The 15,048-nt window shown below is 70.3% G+C and carries 14 protein-coding genes; 8 read left to right on the top strand and 6 right to left on the bottom strand.

Going from position 1 to position 15,048, the window contains the following annotated elements:
• Positions 1–83 precede the first annotated feature (83 nt).
• Positions 84–1,814 carry a sensor histidine kinase gene (locus tag ACN5KJ_RS10760; protein WP_418593890.1) on the bottom strand — a complete coding sequence of 577 codons (1,731 nt, stop codon included), beginning with the start codon at positions 1,812–1,814 and terminating at the stop codon, positions 84–86.
• Between the two features lie 56 nt (positions 1,815–1,870).
• Between ACN5KJ_RS10760 and ACN5KJ_RS10755 the strand changes: the two genes are divergently transcribed.
• Positions 1,871–3,046 carry a cytochrome P450 gene (locus tag ACN5KJ_RS10755; protein ID WP_418593888.1) on the top strand — a complete coding sequence of 392 codons (1,176 nt, stop codon included), beginning with the start codon at positions 1,871–1,873 and terminating at the stop codon, positions 3,044–3,046.
• A 97-nt stretch (positions 3,047–3,143) separates the two neighbouring features.
• On the opposite strand, the gene ACN5KJ_RS10750 is transcribed toward ACN5KJ_RS10755, so the two are convergent.
• Positions 3,144–3,599, bottom strand: a complete 456-nt coding sequence (locus ACN5KJ_RS10750; protein ID WP_347164984.1) for an Lrp/AsnC family transcriptional regulator — start codon at positions 3,597–3,599, stop codon at positions 3,144–3,146.
• Positions 3,600–3,744: 145 nt separating this feature from the next.
• On the opposite strand from ACN5KJ_RS10750, the gene cysG reads away from it, so the two are divergent.
• The 6 genes from cysG (at position 3,745) to ACN5KJ_RS10720 (ending at position 9,488) form a co-directional block, all read left to right on the top strand.
• On the top strand, positions 3,745–5,133 hold the full coding sequence (gene cysG / locus ACN5KJ_RS10745; protein WP_418593886.1) for a siroheme synthase CysG: 1,389 nt from the start codon (positions 3,745–3,747) through the stop codon (positions 5,131–5,133).
• Entirely contained in the window at positions 5,133–5,432 is a 300-nt protein-coding gene (locus tag ACN5KJ_RS10740; RefSeq protein ID WP_347164986.1) for a DUF2849 domain-containing protein, read from the top strand. The genes cysG and ACN5KJ_RS10740 overlap by 1 nt, the downstream gene beginning before the upstream one ends.
• A gap of 70 nt (positions 5,433–5,502) precedes the next feature.
• Positions 5,503–7,170: a nitrite/sulfite reductase gene (locus tag ACN5KJ_RS10735; RefSeq protein ID WP_418593884.1), complete on the top strand. Its 1,668-nt coding sequence runs from the start codon at positions 5,503–5,505 to the stop codon at positions 7,168–7,170.
• Positions 7,171–7,177: 7 nt separating this feature from the next.
• Entirely contained in the window at positions 7,178–7,960 is a 783-nt protein-coding gene (locus ACN5KJ_RS10730) for a phosphoadenylyl-sulfate reductase (protein WP_418593882.1), read from the top strand.
• Positions 7,961–8,109: 149 nt separating this feature from the next.
• On the top strand, positions 8,110–8,475 hold the full coding sequence (locus ACN5KJ_RS10725) for a DUF934 domain-containing protein (RefSeq protein WP_418593880.1): 366 nt from the start codon (positions 8,110–8,112) through the stop codon (positions 8,473–8,475).
• Positions 8,476–8,627: 152 nt separating this feature from the next.
• Positions 8,628–9,488, top strand: coding sequence for a ferredoxin--NADP reductase (locus tag ACN5KJ_RS10720; protein ID WP_347164989.1), 861 nt, complete (start codon positions 8,628–8,630; stop codon positions 9,486–9,488).
• A gap of 100 nt (positions 9,489–9,588) precedes the next feature.
• Here ACN5KJ_RS10720 and ACN5KJ_RS10715 read toward each other — a convergent pair whose 3' ends face one another.
• A complete protein-coding gene (locus tag ACN5KJ_RS10715; protein WP_418593878.1) occupies positions 9,589–10,557 on the bottom strand; it encodes a hypothetical protein in 969 nt (322 codons plus the stop codon).
• Positions 10,558–10,754: 197 nt separating this feature from the next.
• On the opposite strand from ACN5KJ_RS10715, the gene infC reads away from it, so the two are divergent.
• Positions 10,755–11,300 carry a translation initiation factor IF-3 gene (gene infC / locus ACN5KJ_RS10710; protein ID WP_347167902.1) on the top strand — a complete coding sequence of 182 codons (546 nt, stop codon included), beginning with the start codon at positions 10,755–10,757 and terminating at the stop codon, positions 11,298–11,300.
• A gap of 409 nt (positions 11,301–11,709) precedes the next feature.
• Here infC and ACN5KJ_RS10705 read toward each other — a convergent pair whose 3' ends face one another.
• The 3 genes from ACN5KJ_RS10705 to ACN5KJ_RS10695 form a co-directional block, all read right to left on the bottom strand.
• Positions 11,710–12,702 carry a molybdopterin-binding protein gene (locus ACN5KJ_RS10705; RefSeq protein WP_347164991.1) on the bottom strand — a complete coding sequence of 331 codons (993 nt, stop codon included), beginning with the start codon at positions 12,700–12,702 and terminating at the stop codon, positions 11,710–11,712.
• A complete protein-coding gene (locus ACN5KJ_RS10700) occupies positions 12,699–13,670 on the bottom strand; it encodes an XdhC family protein (protein WP_418593876.1) in 972 nt (323 codons plus the stop codon). The genes ACN5KJ_RS10705 and ACN5KJ_RS10700 overlap by 4 nt, the downstream gene beginning before the upstream one ends.
• Positions 13,671–13,815: 145 nt before the next feature.
• A complete protein-coding gene (locus ACN5KJ_RS10695) occupies positions 13,816–14,997 on the bottom strand; it encodes an FAD-dependent monooxygenase (RefSeq protein ID WP_418593875.1) in 1,182 nt (393 codons plus the stop codon).
• Positions 14,998–15,048 lie beyond the last annotated feature (51 nt).

Raw genomic sequence — 15,048 nt, 5'->3', positions numbered from 1 at the left:
CCCGCCCTGGGCGCAGCCCGCGATCCCGGGACGGCGGGCGGGGCGATCCGTGCGCAGCACGGGAGCGGCGTCCCGGCGGCGCATCAGGCCACCGCCTCGTCAAGCCAGGGTTCCAGCTCGACCGTGAACACCGCACCGGACGCGGTATTGCTGCCCCGGATTTCCCCGCCGAAGCTTTGCACCAGCCCGTAAGAGATCGACAGCCCCAGCCCCATGCCCCCGCCGACCTCCTTGGTGGAATAGAAGGGTTCGAACATGCGGTCGGGATCGGCGATGCCGGGGCCGGTATCCGAAACCCCGATGCGCAGGCGCGGCCCGCGCTCCAGCGTGATGGCGATGCGCTTGTCGGCCTCCCCGGCCATGGCGTCGGCGGCGTTGTTGATCAGGTTGACGAAGACCTGCCCCAGCCGGACCTCGCCGCCCAGGGCATAGGCCGGCGGCCCGCCCTCCCAGACCAGAGTGACCCCATCCGCCTTCAGCCGCGCCTCGGTCAGTTCGACGGCGGTGTCGATAACGGCGACCAGATCGACCTTGCCCATCGGCTCGCTTTCGTTGCGGGCGAAGGCGCGCAGGTTGCGGATGATCCGCGCGGCGCGCGCCGCCATGGCGGCGATGCGCGCAAGGTTGTCGGCGGCGCGCTCGGGCCGCCCCTTATCCAGGAAGGCGGTGCCGTTCTCGGCATACTGCCGGATCGCCGTCAGCGGCTGGTTCAGCTCGTGGCTGATGCCCGCCGACATCTGCCCCAGCGCGCTCAGCTTGCCCGCCTGCACAAGGTCGGCCTGCGCCCGGCGCAGCGCCGCCTCGGCATCCTCGCGCTCGCGCACCTCGGCGCGCAGCCTGCTGTTGGCCTCTTCCCAGGCGCGTGTGCGCGCGCGCACCCGGCCCTCCAGCAGGACATTGGCCTCGGCCAGCGCGCGGCGCCGCTCGGTGGCGATGAACAGCAGCGAGCCGAAGAACAGGCAGAGCGTGACCACCGCCGCCACCTGAAGCGCCGCCAGCCGCCGCGCCGGGGCGATATCGACAAGCGCCTCTGCCGTCAGGTCGATGACCGGCAGCGCCCGCGTCAGATGCAGGCTGGCCGGTGGGACATAGGGGCTGAGGTTCTGGCGCCAGATCGCATGCCCGCCCGCGCGAGAGACCTGCAGGGGCTTCGCCTCGCCCCCGGGGCCGACCATCCGCGCGCCGTCGCGGCGCCAGAACAGGATCTCGGAGCGGTTGGTGACAAGGATCTGCCCGCTGTCATCGGTGAAGAAGACCGAGGGCCTTGTGCCACGCCATTCCCGTTCGAGGATGTCGAGGTCGACCATCAGCACCAGCGCCCCCTGCACCCCGCCGTCTGCCGCAAAGGACGGCGCCGCGTGGACATAGCTCCGGGCGCCCGCCGCCGTCACCTCGTGGCCGAAGCCAAGCGCGCCGGTCATGGCCCGCCGGTACCAGGGCCGCGCCGCCAGATCCTGCGGCGCCCCCCCGAAGGCGCTGGCCAGCACACGCCCATCGCTGTCGGCGTAAAAGGCCCGGTGCGCGCTGATCAGGTCGGCGCTTTCCAGCAGGCGCGCCTCGGCCCGCGCGCGGTCGCCGCCCGCGTGCAGCGCGCGCAGGTCCGGGTGATCCACCAGAAGAACGGCGGCAGAGCGGAACCGCTGCAACCCGGTCACCAGCCGGTCCGAGGCCAGCGCAAGGTCCGATTGCCCGCGGGCCGCGACCTGTCCCAGCGCCTGCCCGTAGCCATGCTGCCAGACGATCCAGCCCAGCCCCAGCACGGCGCCAAGGAAGAGCGCCAGCGCCTTGCTGCGGGGAAAGCGGGAATGCGTCATGTCGCGGTGATACCCTGCCCTTGCCAGAACCGGCAAGGCCGGGCAAACCGGGACGCATGTTGCATCTCTCCCAAGACCCGACAGAGCCCGCCTTCGTGCAGGACCCCTACCCCTTCTACGACCGCATGCGCGCGGGCGGCGACCTGTGCTTCTGGGAGGATTACGCCATGCCCTGCGCGGTGTCGCATCGCGCGGTGCAGGCGCTGCTGCGCGACCGCCGCTTCGGCCGCGAGATCCCCGCCGACAGGGCGGAGCCGCATCCGCCGCATCTTGCGCCCTTCTACGCGGTCGAGTCGCATTCCATGCTGGAACTGGAACCGCCCCGCCACACCCGCCTGCGCGGCCATGTGCTGCGGGCCTTCACCTCGCGCCGCATCGCCGCGCTGGGGCCCGAGATCGCCGCCCTGTCGCAGACCCTCTGCGACCGCATGACGGGTGCCGGGGCGGATCTTCTGCCCGCCTTCTGCCAGCCGCTGCCGGTGGTGGTGATCTGCCGCCTGCTCGGCGTGCCCGAGGCCATGGCCCCGCAGCTTCTGGCGTGGTCCAACGCCATGGTCTCCATGTATCAGGCGCGCCGGGATCGCGCCGTGGAAGACGCCGCCGCCCGCGCCGCCGCCGACTTCGCCAGCTTCCTGCGCGGCTATGTCGAGGACCGCCGCCGCGCCCCCTCGGACGACCTGATCAGCCACCTGATTGCCACCGAGGATGCCGGCGACCGCCTGTCGCCGGACGAACTGGTCGCCACCTGCATCCTGCTGCTGAACGCCGGGCACGAGGCGACGGTGCACACCATGGGCAACGGCATCAAGACCCTGCTCGAAACCGGCCAGCGCATCGACACCGGCAATGCCGCGGCACTCAGCGAAGAGATCCTGCGCTTCGACCCGCCGCTGCACATGTTCACCCGCTGGGCCTATGACACGGTCGAGCTGCACGGCCACCGCTTCGCCCCCGGCGATCGGGTGGCGCTGCTGCTGGGGGCGGCGAACCGCGACCCGGCGGTCTGGCCGGCCCCGCATCGCTTCGACCCGGCCCGCGCGGCGGCGCCCAACACCAGCTTCGGCGCGGGGCTGCATTTCTGCGTCGGCGCGCCGCTGGCCCGGCTGGAGCTGCAAATCGCCCTACCGATCCTGATGGCGCGCTTTCCCGCCATGCGGCTGGACGGGGCGCCGCGCTACGGCAACCTCTACCATTTCCACGGGCTGGAGGCCCTGCAGGTCACCCTGCGCTAGAACCGGCGCCTTCGGTCAGCAACAGATGCGCGGGCGGCGTCGCGGCGCAGGCCCGCGCACAGCCCGCGCGATGTCGCGGCCCAGGCAAGCCGCGGGCTCACAGCGGCAGCGCCGTCGTGGCCTTGATCTCTTCCATCGACAGAAGCGCGGTCACATTGTGCACCTTCACCTCTGAAATCAGCGCCTGATAGAAGGCGTCATAGGCGCGGGCGTTCTTCACGCGGACCTTGAGGATGTAATCGATGTCGCCCGCGAGGCGGTGCGCCTCCTGCACCTCGGGGCGCTCGCGCAGGGCCCTGAGGAAGCGCGCCTGCCAGTCGGCCTCATGCTCCGAGGTGCGGATCAGCACGAAGAAGGTCGCCTCGAACCCCAGCGCCTCGGCATCCAGCCGGACGGTCTGCGCGCCTATGATCCCGGCCTCGCGCATCTTGCGGATGCGATTCCACACCGGCGTCTTCGACGACCCCACGGCAGAGGCGATCTCGTCCAGCGATTGCCCCGCATCGCGTTGCAGTTCCCCGAGGATTTTTCTGTCGGTGTCGTCGATTTTCATACGCCGTTCCGGTTTGACCGCGAAAACGGAACATCCGCCTCCCTCTCCTCTCATCGTAGAACGATCTTCCTTATTCCCGCAAGAGCATGGCGCCGAAGCGGGAAAATTTCCTATATAGACAGCAAGGAACGGCGGAGACGACGCGATGCAGCATTTCCCGATTTTCGTGAACACGGCAGGCGCCCGCGTGGTGCTGTCGGGCGGCGGCGAGGCGGCGCTGGCCAAGCTGCGCCTGCTGATGAAGACCGAGGCCGCGCTGGATGTCTACGCGCCCGCCCCCTCCGCCGAGATCGTGACATGGGCCGCCGAGGGGCGCCTGACCCTGCACCGCCGCGCGCTGCGCGCGGGCGACGTGACGGGCGCCGTGCTGTTCTACGCCGCCGACGAGGACGCGACAGAGGACGCCCGCACCGCCGGGATCGCCGCCGTCGAGGGCGCCATGGTCAATGTGGTCGACAACCTCGCCGACAGCGCCTTCATCACCCCCGCCATCGTCGACCGCGACCCGGTCACCGTCGCCATCGGCACCGAGGGCGCGGCGCCGGTGCTGGCGCGCGCCATCAAGGCCGATCTCGAAGCCCGCCTGCCCGTGACGCTTGGCCCGCTGGCGCGGATCGGCAAGGCCTTCCGCCGCATGGCGGAGGCCCTGCCCCATGGCCGCCCGCGCCGCGACTTCTGGTCCGACTACTACTTCGACGCCGGACCCCGCGCCTTTGCCGGGGACGAAGAGGCCACGAACGACGCGCTCGACCGGCTGCTGGCCCGCCACCTCGCCCGCGAGGACGCCCCCGGCCACGTCGATTTCGTCGGCAGCGGCCCCGGCGATCCCGAGCTTCTGACGCTGCGGGCGCGCCGCGCGCTGGACCGCGCCGACGTGGTGATCCACGACCGACTGGTGACCGGCGAGATCCTCGAACTCGCCCGCCGCGAGGCTCTGCTGATCGACGCCGGCAAGGAGGGCTTCGGCGCCTCGATGACGCAGGAAGAGATCAACCGCCTGATCGTCGCACACGCGCGGGGCGGCGCCCACGTCGTGCGGCTGAAGGGCGGCGACCCCACCGTCTTCGGGCGCCTCGACGAAGAGATGGACGCGGTCGAGGCCGCGGGCCTTTCCTTCGCCATCGTGCCGGGCATCACCGCCGCCTCCGCCGCGCTGGCGGGCATCGGCCAAAGCTTCACCCGCAGGGGCCGCAACACCGCCGCCCGGATCCTGACCGGCCACGACATGAAGGGCTTCGCCGATCACGAGTGGAAGACGCTCTCGCGCCCCGGCGAGGTCGCCGCGATCTACATGGGCAAGAAGGCCGCGCGCTTCATCCAGGGCCGCCTGCTGATGCATGGCGCCGCGCCGGAAACGCCGGTGACCATCGTCGAGAACATCTCGCGCCCCGACCAGCGCACCATCGGCACCACCCTGGGACAACTGGAACCCGACCTGTCCAACGCCCGCCTCTCGGGCCCCGCCCTCATGCTCTACGGTCTCGCGCCCCGCGCCGCGGCTGCCCTCAACTCCCTGCAACAGGAGGTCTCCTGATGCCCAAGGCATTCACCCCCAAGGTCGTCACCGCCAATGCGCTTCTGGCAGGCGACGTGGTCTACCTGACCGCCGACGACGCCTGGTCGCCGGATCTGCGCCAGGCCGAACTCTTGACCGACGAGGCCCATGCCCAGCTGCGTCTGGTCGAGGCCAGCACGCGCCACGCCGAGGTCGTGGGGGTTTACCTCGCTGACATGGTGCCGGGCGACAAGGGGCCGGAACCCACGCATTTCCGCGAGGAATTCCGCCGCACCGGCCCCTCGAACCATCGTCACGGCAAGCAAGCCGACCTCTGAAAGCCACCAGACAATCCCGTCGACGGGATTTGCAAAGTCCTTCGAAGGACTTTGCCGGGAGTAAGACCAGATGTACCACTACAACGACTTCGACGCCGCCTTCGTAGCAGAACGCAACCGCCAGTTCCGTGCCCAGGTCGAGCGCCGCATCGACGGCGCGCTGACCGAGGACGAGTTCAAGCCGCTGCGCCTGATGAACGGCCTCTACCTGCAGCTGCACGCCTACATGCTGCGGGTCGCGATCCCCTATGGCACGCTGAACTCGGCGCAGATGCGGCAACTGGCCCTGCTGGCCGAGAAGTGGGACAAGGGCTACGGCCATTTCACCACGCGCCAGAACATCCAGTACAACTGGCCCGCCCTGCGCGATATCCCTGACATGCTCGACGCGCTGGCCGAGGTGCAGATGCATGCGATCCAGACATCGGGCAACACCATCCGCAACGTGACCGCCGATCACTTCGCCGGGGCCGCCGCGGACGAGATCGCCGACCCGCGCCCGGTGGCGGAACTGCTGCGACAATGGTCCACGGACCACCCGGAATTCCAGTTCCTGCCGCGCAAGTTCAAGATCGCCGTCACCGGTTCGCCCAACGACCGCGCGGTGACCGCCGCCCATGACCTCGCCCTGCGCATCACCCAGCGCGACGGCCGGATCGGCTACACCGTCCTCGTGGGCGGCGGGCTGGGCCGCACGCCGATGATCGGCAAGGTGATCAACGACTTCGTGCCGCAGGAAGATCTGCTGCCCTATGTCGAGGCCGTCGTCTCGGTCTGGAACCTGCTGGGCCGCCGCGACAACAAGTACAAGGCGCGCATCAAGATCACCGTGCACGAGCATGGCATCGACGAGATCCGCGCGCTGGTCGAACAGCGCTTTGCCGAGACAAGGGCCGCCTTCAACGGCGCCGACCTCGCCCTTTTCGACGAGATCAAGGCCCACTTCCGGCACCCGAATTTCCGCACGGCGCCCGAAGGGGCCTATGACGCCGCCTACAGGGCCGACCCGGTCTTCCGGTCCTGGGCCGACACCAACCTCGCCGCCCACCGCGCGCCGGGCTATGCCATCGTGCAGATTAGCCTCAAGAAGCACGGCGAAACCCCGGGCGACGCAAGCGCCGAACAGATGCGCGTCATGGCCGACCTCGCCTATGCCTATGGCCACGACGAGCTGCGCATCAGCCACGAGCAGAACGTGATCCTGCCGCATGTGCACAAGTCGGACCTGCCCGCCGTGCACGCCAAGCTGAAGGCGCATGGCCTCGCCACCGCCAATATCGACCTCGTGTCCGACATCATCGCCTGCCCCGGAATGGACTACTGCGCGCTGGCCACGGCCCGCTCGATCCCGATCGCCCAGCAGATCGCCACCCGCTTCGACGAACTCAAGCTCGAACATGAAATCGGCGAGCTGAAGATCAAGATCTCGGGCTGCATCAATGCCTGCGGCCACCACCACGTCGGCCATATCGGCATCCTCGGGCTCGACCGCGCGGGTGTGGAGAACTACCAGATCACGCTGGGCGGCGACCACCGCGAGACCGCCGCGCTGGGGCAGCGCACCGGGCCGGGCTTTTCCGCCGAAGAGATCGTGCCCGCCATCGAGCGCATCGTCGAGGCCTATCTCGAGAACCGCGCAGGCCGGGAGGAAACCTTCCTGCAGACCTTCAACCGGCTCGGCATGGCGCCCTTCAAGACCGCCCTCTACGATCAGGAGGCCCGCGTCGCCGCGGAGTGAACCCCTCATGTTTCTTCTTGGCGAAAATACCTCCGCCGGAGGCTCCGACACCGCCCCGGGCACGGATCTCGCGGCCCTGCGCGCCCGGGTGGCCACGCTCAACGCGCGCTACCGCCACCACGGCGCGACCGCGGTGCTCGAAGGCGCGCTGAACGACCCCGAGGCCGGACGCATCGCCATGGTCTCGTCCTTCGGGGCGGAATCGGTGGCGCTCTTGCACCTCGTGGCCATGGTCGACCGAAAAGTGCCGGTGCTCTTCATCGACACGCGGCTGCTCTTTGCCGAAACGCTGGCCTACCAGCAGGAGGTGGCGGAACGGCTGCGGCTGGAGAACGTGCAGGTGCTGCGCACCGACGAGGCGACCCTGCAAAAGCGCGACCCCTACGGCGCCCTGCGCATGGGCGACACCGATGCCTGCTGCGCGCTGCGCAAGACGCTGCCGCTGGAACAGGCGCTGGCGGGCTACGACGGCTGGATCACAGGGCGCAAGCGCTACCAGTCCGGCACCCGCGCGGCGCTCGAATTCTTCGAGCTCGAGGACTCCACGGGCCGGATCAAGGTCAACCCCCTGGCCCACTGGGGGCCCGAGGACGTGCGCGCCTACATGGACGAGAACCGCCTGCCTCGGCACCCGCTGGTGGCGCAGGGCTACCCCTCGATCGGCTGCGCGCCCTGCACTTCCAAGGTGGCGCCCGGAGAGGACCCCCGCGCCGGACGCTGGCGCGGCCAGCAGAAGGAGGAATGCGGCATCCACTTCGTCAACGGCCGCGCCGTGCGGCAATCCGCCTGACCGGCGCGCCCTGCCGCGCCCCGCCCGAGGGCCCCGCGCATCACGATGCCCGAAGGCCTCCGACCGCCCCATCCGACCGGCACGCCCGGCCCCGCAAGACCCGCCAGAAAGGGCCCGGCGCCCGGGCGACCCGAGAAAGGACACCGACCATGCCCATCGTCACCGACACCGGCTTTGCCCAGGACACCCACAACGGCCCGATCCGCGACCTGCCGTCCGACACGGCGCCCGAGACGCTCGACGCCAGCAGCGAGGACATGATCCGCATCGACTTCCCCAGCTTCGCCGACGGACGCGGTTTCACGCTGGCGCGCCTCCTGCGGCTGCGCGGCTTCCGGGGCCGCCTGCGCGCCAGGGGCCATGTGATCGCCGACCAATACGCCATGGCGCGCCGCGCCGGCTTCGACGAAGTCGAGATCGACGAGGCGCTGGCCGCGCGCCAGCCCGAGGACCAGTGGCTCGCCCGCGCCGACTGGCAGGCGCATGACTACCAGTCCCGCCTGCGCGGCGCCTGATTTCCGGGCGGCGGCAAAAATCTTCGAAGATTTTTGCCAATTCCATCCATGGAATTGCCCCCGCCCGGTCGCAGCTGGCCCGCTCCCTTTCCCCTGACCCAGATCAAAGCTACAGATGAGAGGCCGGTTTACCCAAACCGGACCGTGAGACCATGACAGAGATGACGCCCGTGACCGACACCACCGCCTCCGCCGCCCCGGCTGCGAAGAAGCTTGCCGTTCCCGATGCCCAGACCGTGACCGAGGTCAGGCACTACACCGACCGGCTGTTCTCTTTCCGCTGCACGCGCCCCGCCTCGATGCGTTTCCGCTCGGGCGAGTTCGTGATGATCGGCCTGATGGCGATGAACGAGAAGACCGGCAAGGAAAAGCCCCTGCTGCGGGCCTATTCCATCGCCTCGCCCTCCTGGGACGAAGAGCTGGAATTCTACTCGATCAAGGTGCCGGACGGGCCGCTGACCTCGAAGCTTCAGCACATCAAGGTCGGCGACCAGATCATCCTGCGCCCCAAGCCCGTGGGCACGCTGGTGCATGACGCCCTTCTGCCCGGCAAGCGGCTGTGGTTCTTCGCCACCGGCACCGGCTTTGCGCCCTTCGCCTCGCTGCTGCGCGAGCCGCAGACCTACGAGGATTACGACGAGATCATCATCACCCACACCTGCCGCGAGGCCGGCGAGCTGACCTATGGCCGCGAGCTGATCGAGGGGCTGAAGACCGACGAACTGCTGAACGAGGTGATCGGCGAGGGCTTCTGGAAGAAGATCAAGTATTACCCGACCACGACCCGCGAAGAAAGCGCCCGCATGGGCCGGATCACCGACCTGATGCGCTCGGGCGAGGCCTTCGCGGAACTGGGTGTCGAGCCGCTGAACCCGGAAACCGACCGGGCGATGATCTGCGGCAACCTGGCCTTCAACCTCGAACTGAAAGAGATGCTGGAGGGTTACGGGCTCGAAGAAGGCGCCAATTCCGACCCCAAGCACTACGTGGTCGAGAAGGCCTTCCTCGACTGAACCGGGCCGCGACGGCCCGGCGCCGCGACGGCCCCGCAAAAGAAAACGCCCCCGACCGTCCGGCGGGGGCGTTCCTGCATTCGGGGCCGCGATCCGGGCCTTACTCTTCGGGCATCAGCATCCCGGAAAGCTGTTCCAGCACCGCACCAAGGCTGTCCGGGTTCTCCTCGGCCTGAACCAAGAGCGTCCGTGCGGCGGTCTGTTCGATCGTGCCCAGGTCCGACGCCTCGATCCATGCGGTCAGCTTCTCGGCGTCGAAACCCGCTTCGGTCAACAGGGTTTCGATATCGAGAGAGGCCACGTCGGTCTCGGCCTCATCCGCCGCGGCAGCAGGGGCTTCGGGCGCATCAGTTGCCTCTGCGGTCTCGGGCGCATCGGCGGCTTCGTCAGCAGCCTCTGCGGCCTCGGCGCTGGCTTCAGGTGCAGCGGCGGCGGCGTCAGCGGCCTCTGCGGCCTCGGCGCTGGCTTCAGGTGCAGCGGCGGCAGCGTCAGCGGCCTCTGCTGCTTCAGCGGTGTCTTCCGGCGCGGCGGCGGGGGCAGCGGCGGGAGCCTCTGCCGTCTCGGCTGCCTCCTCGGGCGCCTCGGCTGCGTCCGCCGCGTCCTCCGGCTGCGCGTCTGCCATGGCACCGGCCAGTGCGTCCGCGGCGGCATCCAGCGCCGCTTCGGCCTCTTCACCAGCGGCACGGGCCGCCTGCTCGACCGCTTCGGCGCCTTCCGCCACAGCCGCATCCGCCGCTTCGGCAGCGGCGTCGGCGGCCTCGGCTGCGGTGGCCTCCAGCGACTCGACCGCGTCCTCGACGGCCTCGGCGGCCTCCTGCAGCTCGCGCTCCACCTCGGCTGCGGCGGACTCTGCGGCCTCGTCTACCGCCTCGACCGCCTCGGCGGCCTCTTCGGCGATCTCCTTGGCGGGATCCTCGGCGGCAGCGGCAGCCTCGTCCGCCTCACGGGCGACATCCTCTGCCACCCCGCTGGCGCCCGGCGCCGGCTCTTCGGGCACATTGCCCGTGTACCAAAGATATCCGCCAACCGCGACGACCGCGGCCACCGCCGCCATGACCAGGTTCCGCATACCGGACTCCCCTGCCTGATTTTCCAAAAGGATACGCGGCTGCCCGCGCGCTCGCGCCAAGAATGTGCCCCCCCATCGCCGACCGCAAGCCGAAAGCGCCCCTTTGCCCCGCCTGGGCACGGAATTGCCGCTTGAAACACCCCCTGTGCAAGTCTACCTTGGCGCCCTGACGAGCAACCGCGACAAGGAGATTTCCGATAGCCCGCCGACCGCACAATGCGCCGCCCACGCGCGACACTGGACCCCGCGTCAATGATCGCATCCGGGCACCCGAAATCCGTCTCATCGGCGCCGATGGCGAGAACGTCGGGGTCGTGAGCCCCTCGCGCGCCATGGAGATGGCCGAGCAGGCCGGACTCGACCTGGTCGAGATTTCGCCGAACGCGAACCCGCCGGTCTGCAAGATCATGGATTTCGGCAAGTTCAAATACGAGACCCAGAAGCGTGAAGCCGAAGCGCGCAAGAAGCAGAAGATCATCGAGGTCAAGGAAGTGAAGTTCCGTCCCGGCACGGACAGCCACGACTACGACGTCAAGATGCGCAATGTCTTCAAGTTCCTCGAGCACGGCGACAAGGTGAAGGTCACCCTGCGTTTCCGGGGCCGCGAGATGGCGCACCAGGATCTGGGCCGCAGCCTGCTGCAGCGCATCGCCGAGGACGTCAAGGAACTCGGCAAGGTGGAAAACATGCCGAAGATGGAGGGGCGCCAGATGGTCATGATGATCGGCCCGATGGCCAAATGACCGCTCTGTGACCCATACGGCCCGCCTTCCGGCGGGCTTTTTCTTTGCCCTGGCCCGGTGCGCCTGGCCGCCCGCCGAAAGGGTCTCTGGCCCCGGCGACGCAGGCGCGCCTTGGCCCCGGCGGGCTGCCCGGATGGACAGCCCCCTGCGGCACGGGACCGCCTGAAGGCGCCCGGCCTGCCTGCCCCATTTGCCGCGCCTGCCCTGTTGCACGCGAAAGGCGAGCCCCGGGGCCAGGGCACCGCCGCAGACAAGACCGCGCCGCGCCCCCCGATCGGCCCCTTTCGTCCCGGCCCCTTTCTTCCCGGCCCTGCCGCCGCGACGCGCCCCTCGGCCTGCCTGCGGTGCGGCGATCATCCGCCCCGTGCGCGGCCTGCCCGGATCGCGTGGCGCGCGGCCAGAACCCGCGTCACGCCTCGCGCAGGCGGCCCCGGACCGGGATCTCTTTCAGCAGGCCGCCCACCCCCATGGCGGCGATATCGGCGGATGTCACCGTCACCCCGCACAGCAGCCGTTCCAGCACCCAGTCGGCGCCGTTGAGCGCCGGAGAGCGGGCACAGCCCGGCAGGCCGATCACCGGGCGCGCGTCCAGCGTGCCGTAGAACAGCAGGTTGCCCGGGTCGACCGGCATGCCGAAATGGGCGATCGTCCCCCCGGCGGCGCGCAGCGCGGCGGGCGCAACGTCGTGCAGGTCCGAGGTGGCAGAGCCGGTCAGGATCAGGATGGCATCGGCGGTGCTGGCGCGGATGGCCTCGGAAAGAGGCTCCAGCCGGTGCGGCACCACCCGGACCGGGCCAAGCCCCACGCCCAGCCGGTCCAGCCGCTCTGCGGTCACCGCCTGCCCCTTCTCGCCGGTCTCCGTACCGTCCGTATCGGTCTGGATCAGGTCGGCGCGCCCGGCCTGCACGCGACAGAGCCGCAGGGCCGACTGACCGGCAAGGCAGGCGGCTTCCAGCGCGGCCCCGGGCACGGCGTAAGAGATGATCTTGACCGTCGCCACCATGGTCCGGTCGGCCACGCGCTGCCACGGCGGCACGGTGGCGACCGTGATCATCGGATGCAGGGCGTTCAGGGCGTGGATGCGATCGGCCAGCACCTCGATCACCCCCGGCGCGGTGGCATGGATGTTCACCCGGCCCGTTGCCGCCCGGCCCAGCCGCAGCCCGGCCCGCTCCGGGTCCGGCACGATGGCCTGCGCAAGGCGCTGCGCCGCCGCATCCTCGCCCAGATCGCCGGGCTCCAGCCGGGCCGCGATGACGGCGGTCTCTCCGGCGCTGCGCAGGCGTCCGATATCGGCAGCCGCCAGCACGGTGCCCTTCTTCAGCCTGCCGTCCGGCAGACGCAGGGAATGGGCCAGCACCGCGCCTTCGGCCTCTGCAAGGGGGACCGGGCCGAATTTCATGCGCCCCGCCTCAGCACCCGGGTCATTTCCGCCATGATGGAAACCGCGATCTCTGCCGGCGAGGCGGCGCCGATGTCCAGCCCGACAGGCCCGTGGACCTGCGCGATCTCGGCCTCTGTGAACCCGGCCTGCGCCAGACGTTCGACCCGCTTGGCATGGGTCCGCGTGGAGCCCAGGGCGCCGATGTAGAAGCACCCCCTGCGCAGGGCCGCCTGCAGCGCCGGATCGTCCAGCTTGGGGTCGTGGGTCAGCAGCACCAGCGCCGTGCGGCTGTCCGGCCCCACCTGCCCGACCGCCTCGTCGGGCCAGTCGTGCAGGAGGCGGGTGTCGGGAAAGCGCGCGGGCGAGGCGAAGGTCTCGCGCGGGTCGATCACCACCGGATCGTAGCCCGCCAGGCGCGCCATCGGCACCAGGGCCTGCGCGATATGCACCGCCCCCACGACGATCAGCCGAAGCGGCGGGTTGTGGATGGCGACGAAGCGGCGCGGTGCCTCCTCTTCGAAGCCGGAGCGGTCCATGCGAAAGCGCACCGCGTGCCCCGCCCGGTCCAGCCGCCGCGCGCCAGTGTCGAGATCGGCCACAAGGGCAACCGGCTGCCGGGCCGCCCGGGCCGCGACAAGCTCTGCCAGCAGCGCCTCTGTCAGGGCGCCGCCCACCGGGTCGACCATCACCCGGATGGTGCCGCCACAGGCGAGGCCCACGGCAAAGGCGTCGTCGTCGGAGACGCCGAACTCCAGTTCGCGGGTCTTGCCGTCCTCCAGCGCCTCCAGCGCCTCGACGATCACCGCGCCCTCGACGCAGCCGCCCGAGACCGACCCGGCGATCTCTCCGCCGCCGGAAATCGCCAGCATCGAGCCGACGCGCCGAGGCGCCGAGCCCCAAGTCTGGGTCACGGTGGCCAGCACCGCGCCGGTGCCCTCGCGATGCCAGGCCAGCGCCTGTTCCGGGATGTCGTCGAAGCTGTCCATGCCGTTCGTCCTCTGCCTTGCCACGGTCTATCACGCCGCGCGCCGCTGTCGCCCCCGACTAAAGGCCGCCCCCGCGCCGGTTGCAAGGCACCGCAGGGGCGGGGCGATGGGGTCGGGGCAACGGGGCAAGGCGCGACCGGGGCGGTCAGGCCCCCTGCCCCGGCGCGGTCACGTCGTGGCGGTAGATCCAGTCGAACTGCCCGACCAGCCGCCCCGGCGCCAGCCGCCCGACCGCGCCCAGCCCAAGATGCGCGACGCCCCGGACCAGCGGATTGCGCAGGTGGTATTTCCACGCATTGCCCTCGGCCGCCTGCACCACGCGGCGCACCCGCGCCTCGCGCCGCTGCTGGTAGGCGGCAAGCCCGGTCTGGATGTCCGGCGCCCGCTCCAGGGCGTCGCCCAGCACCCAGGCGTCTTCCAGCGCCATATTGGCGCCCTGCGCCATGAAGGGCAGCGTCGGATGCGCCGCATCCCCCAGAAGCGCCACGCCCGCACCGTGCCAGACCCGCGCCACCGGGTGCCGGAACAGCCCCCAGAGGCCCGGCGCCTCGACCTGTTCCAGAAGCGCGGGCACGTCGCCGCCGAAACCCGCAAAGGCGCGGCGCAGGTTGGCGGGATCGTCGCTGTGCGACCAGCCCTCGGCCACCCAGTCCCGCCGCTCTTCCGCCGCGACGATATTGACGGATCTGCCCCCCTGCAGCGGGTAGCTGACAAGATGGCGGCCCGGCCCCATGTGGACCCGCGCCTCTGCCGGGTGCCCGACCGTGTTCGGCACCACGGCGCGCCATGCCACCTGCCCGGTGAAGAACGGCGCCGCCGCCCCGTTCAGGGCCGGGCGCAAGACGGAATGCAGCCCCTCGGCCCCGATCACCAGATCGGCGCGGCCCTCGTCGCCGGTCCGGCAGACCACGCGGGGCGGATCGCCCGGCACGATCGCGCGCACAGCCTGAAGCAGGCGCACCCGCACCCCCGCCTCGCGCGAAGCCGCGGCCAAGAGGTCGATCAGGTCGGCGCGATGCACGAAACGGTAGCTTTGCGCCTCGGGCAGGCCCGAGAGGTCCAGCGAGACCACCTCGCGCCCCCGCCGGAAGTCGCGCATCGAGACCGCTTGCCCGCGGACCGTGGCCGCGCGAAAGGCCGCGCCCAGTCCCAGCGCCTCGAGGACGCGCAGGCCGTTGGGGCTGACCTGAATGCCCGCGCCGACCTCGCGGATCGCCTCGGCCTGTTCCAGCACGCAGACCTCGGCGCCGCGCTGGCGCAGCGCCAGTGCCGCCGCCAGCCCGCCGATGCCGCCGCCGACGACCGTGACCTCCATTCCCTTCAGCATGTCACCCCCGAATGCAAAGAACGCCGAGGCGAGCCCCGGCGTCCCTGTGTT

The sequence above is a fragment of the Ponticoccus sp. (in: a-proteobacteria) genome (assembly GCF_048381735.1).
This window is presented reverse-complemented; position numbering and strand designations above follow the sequence as displayed.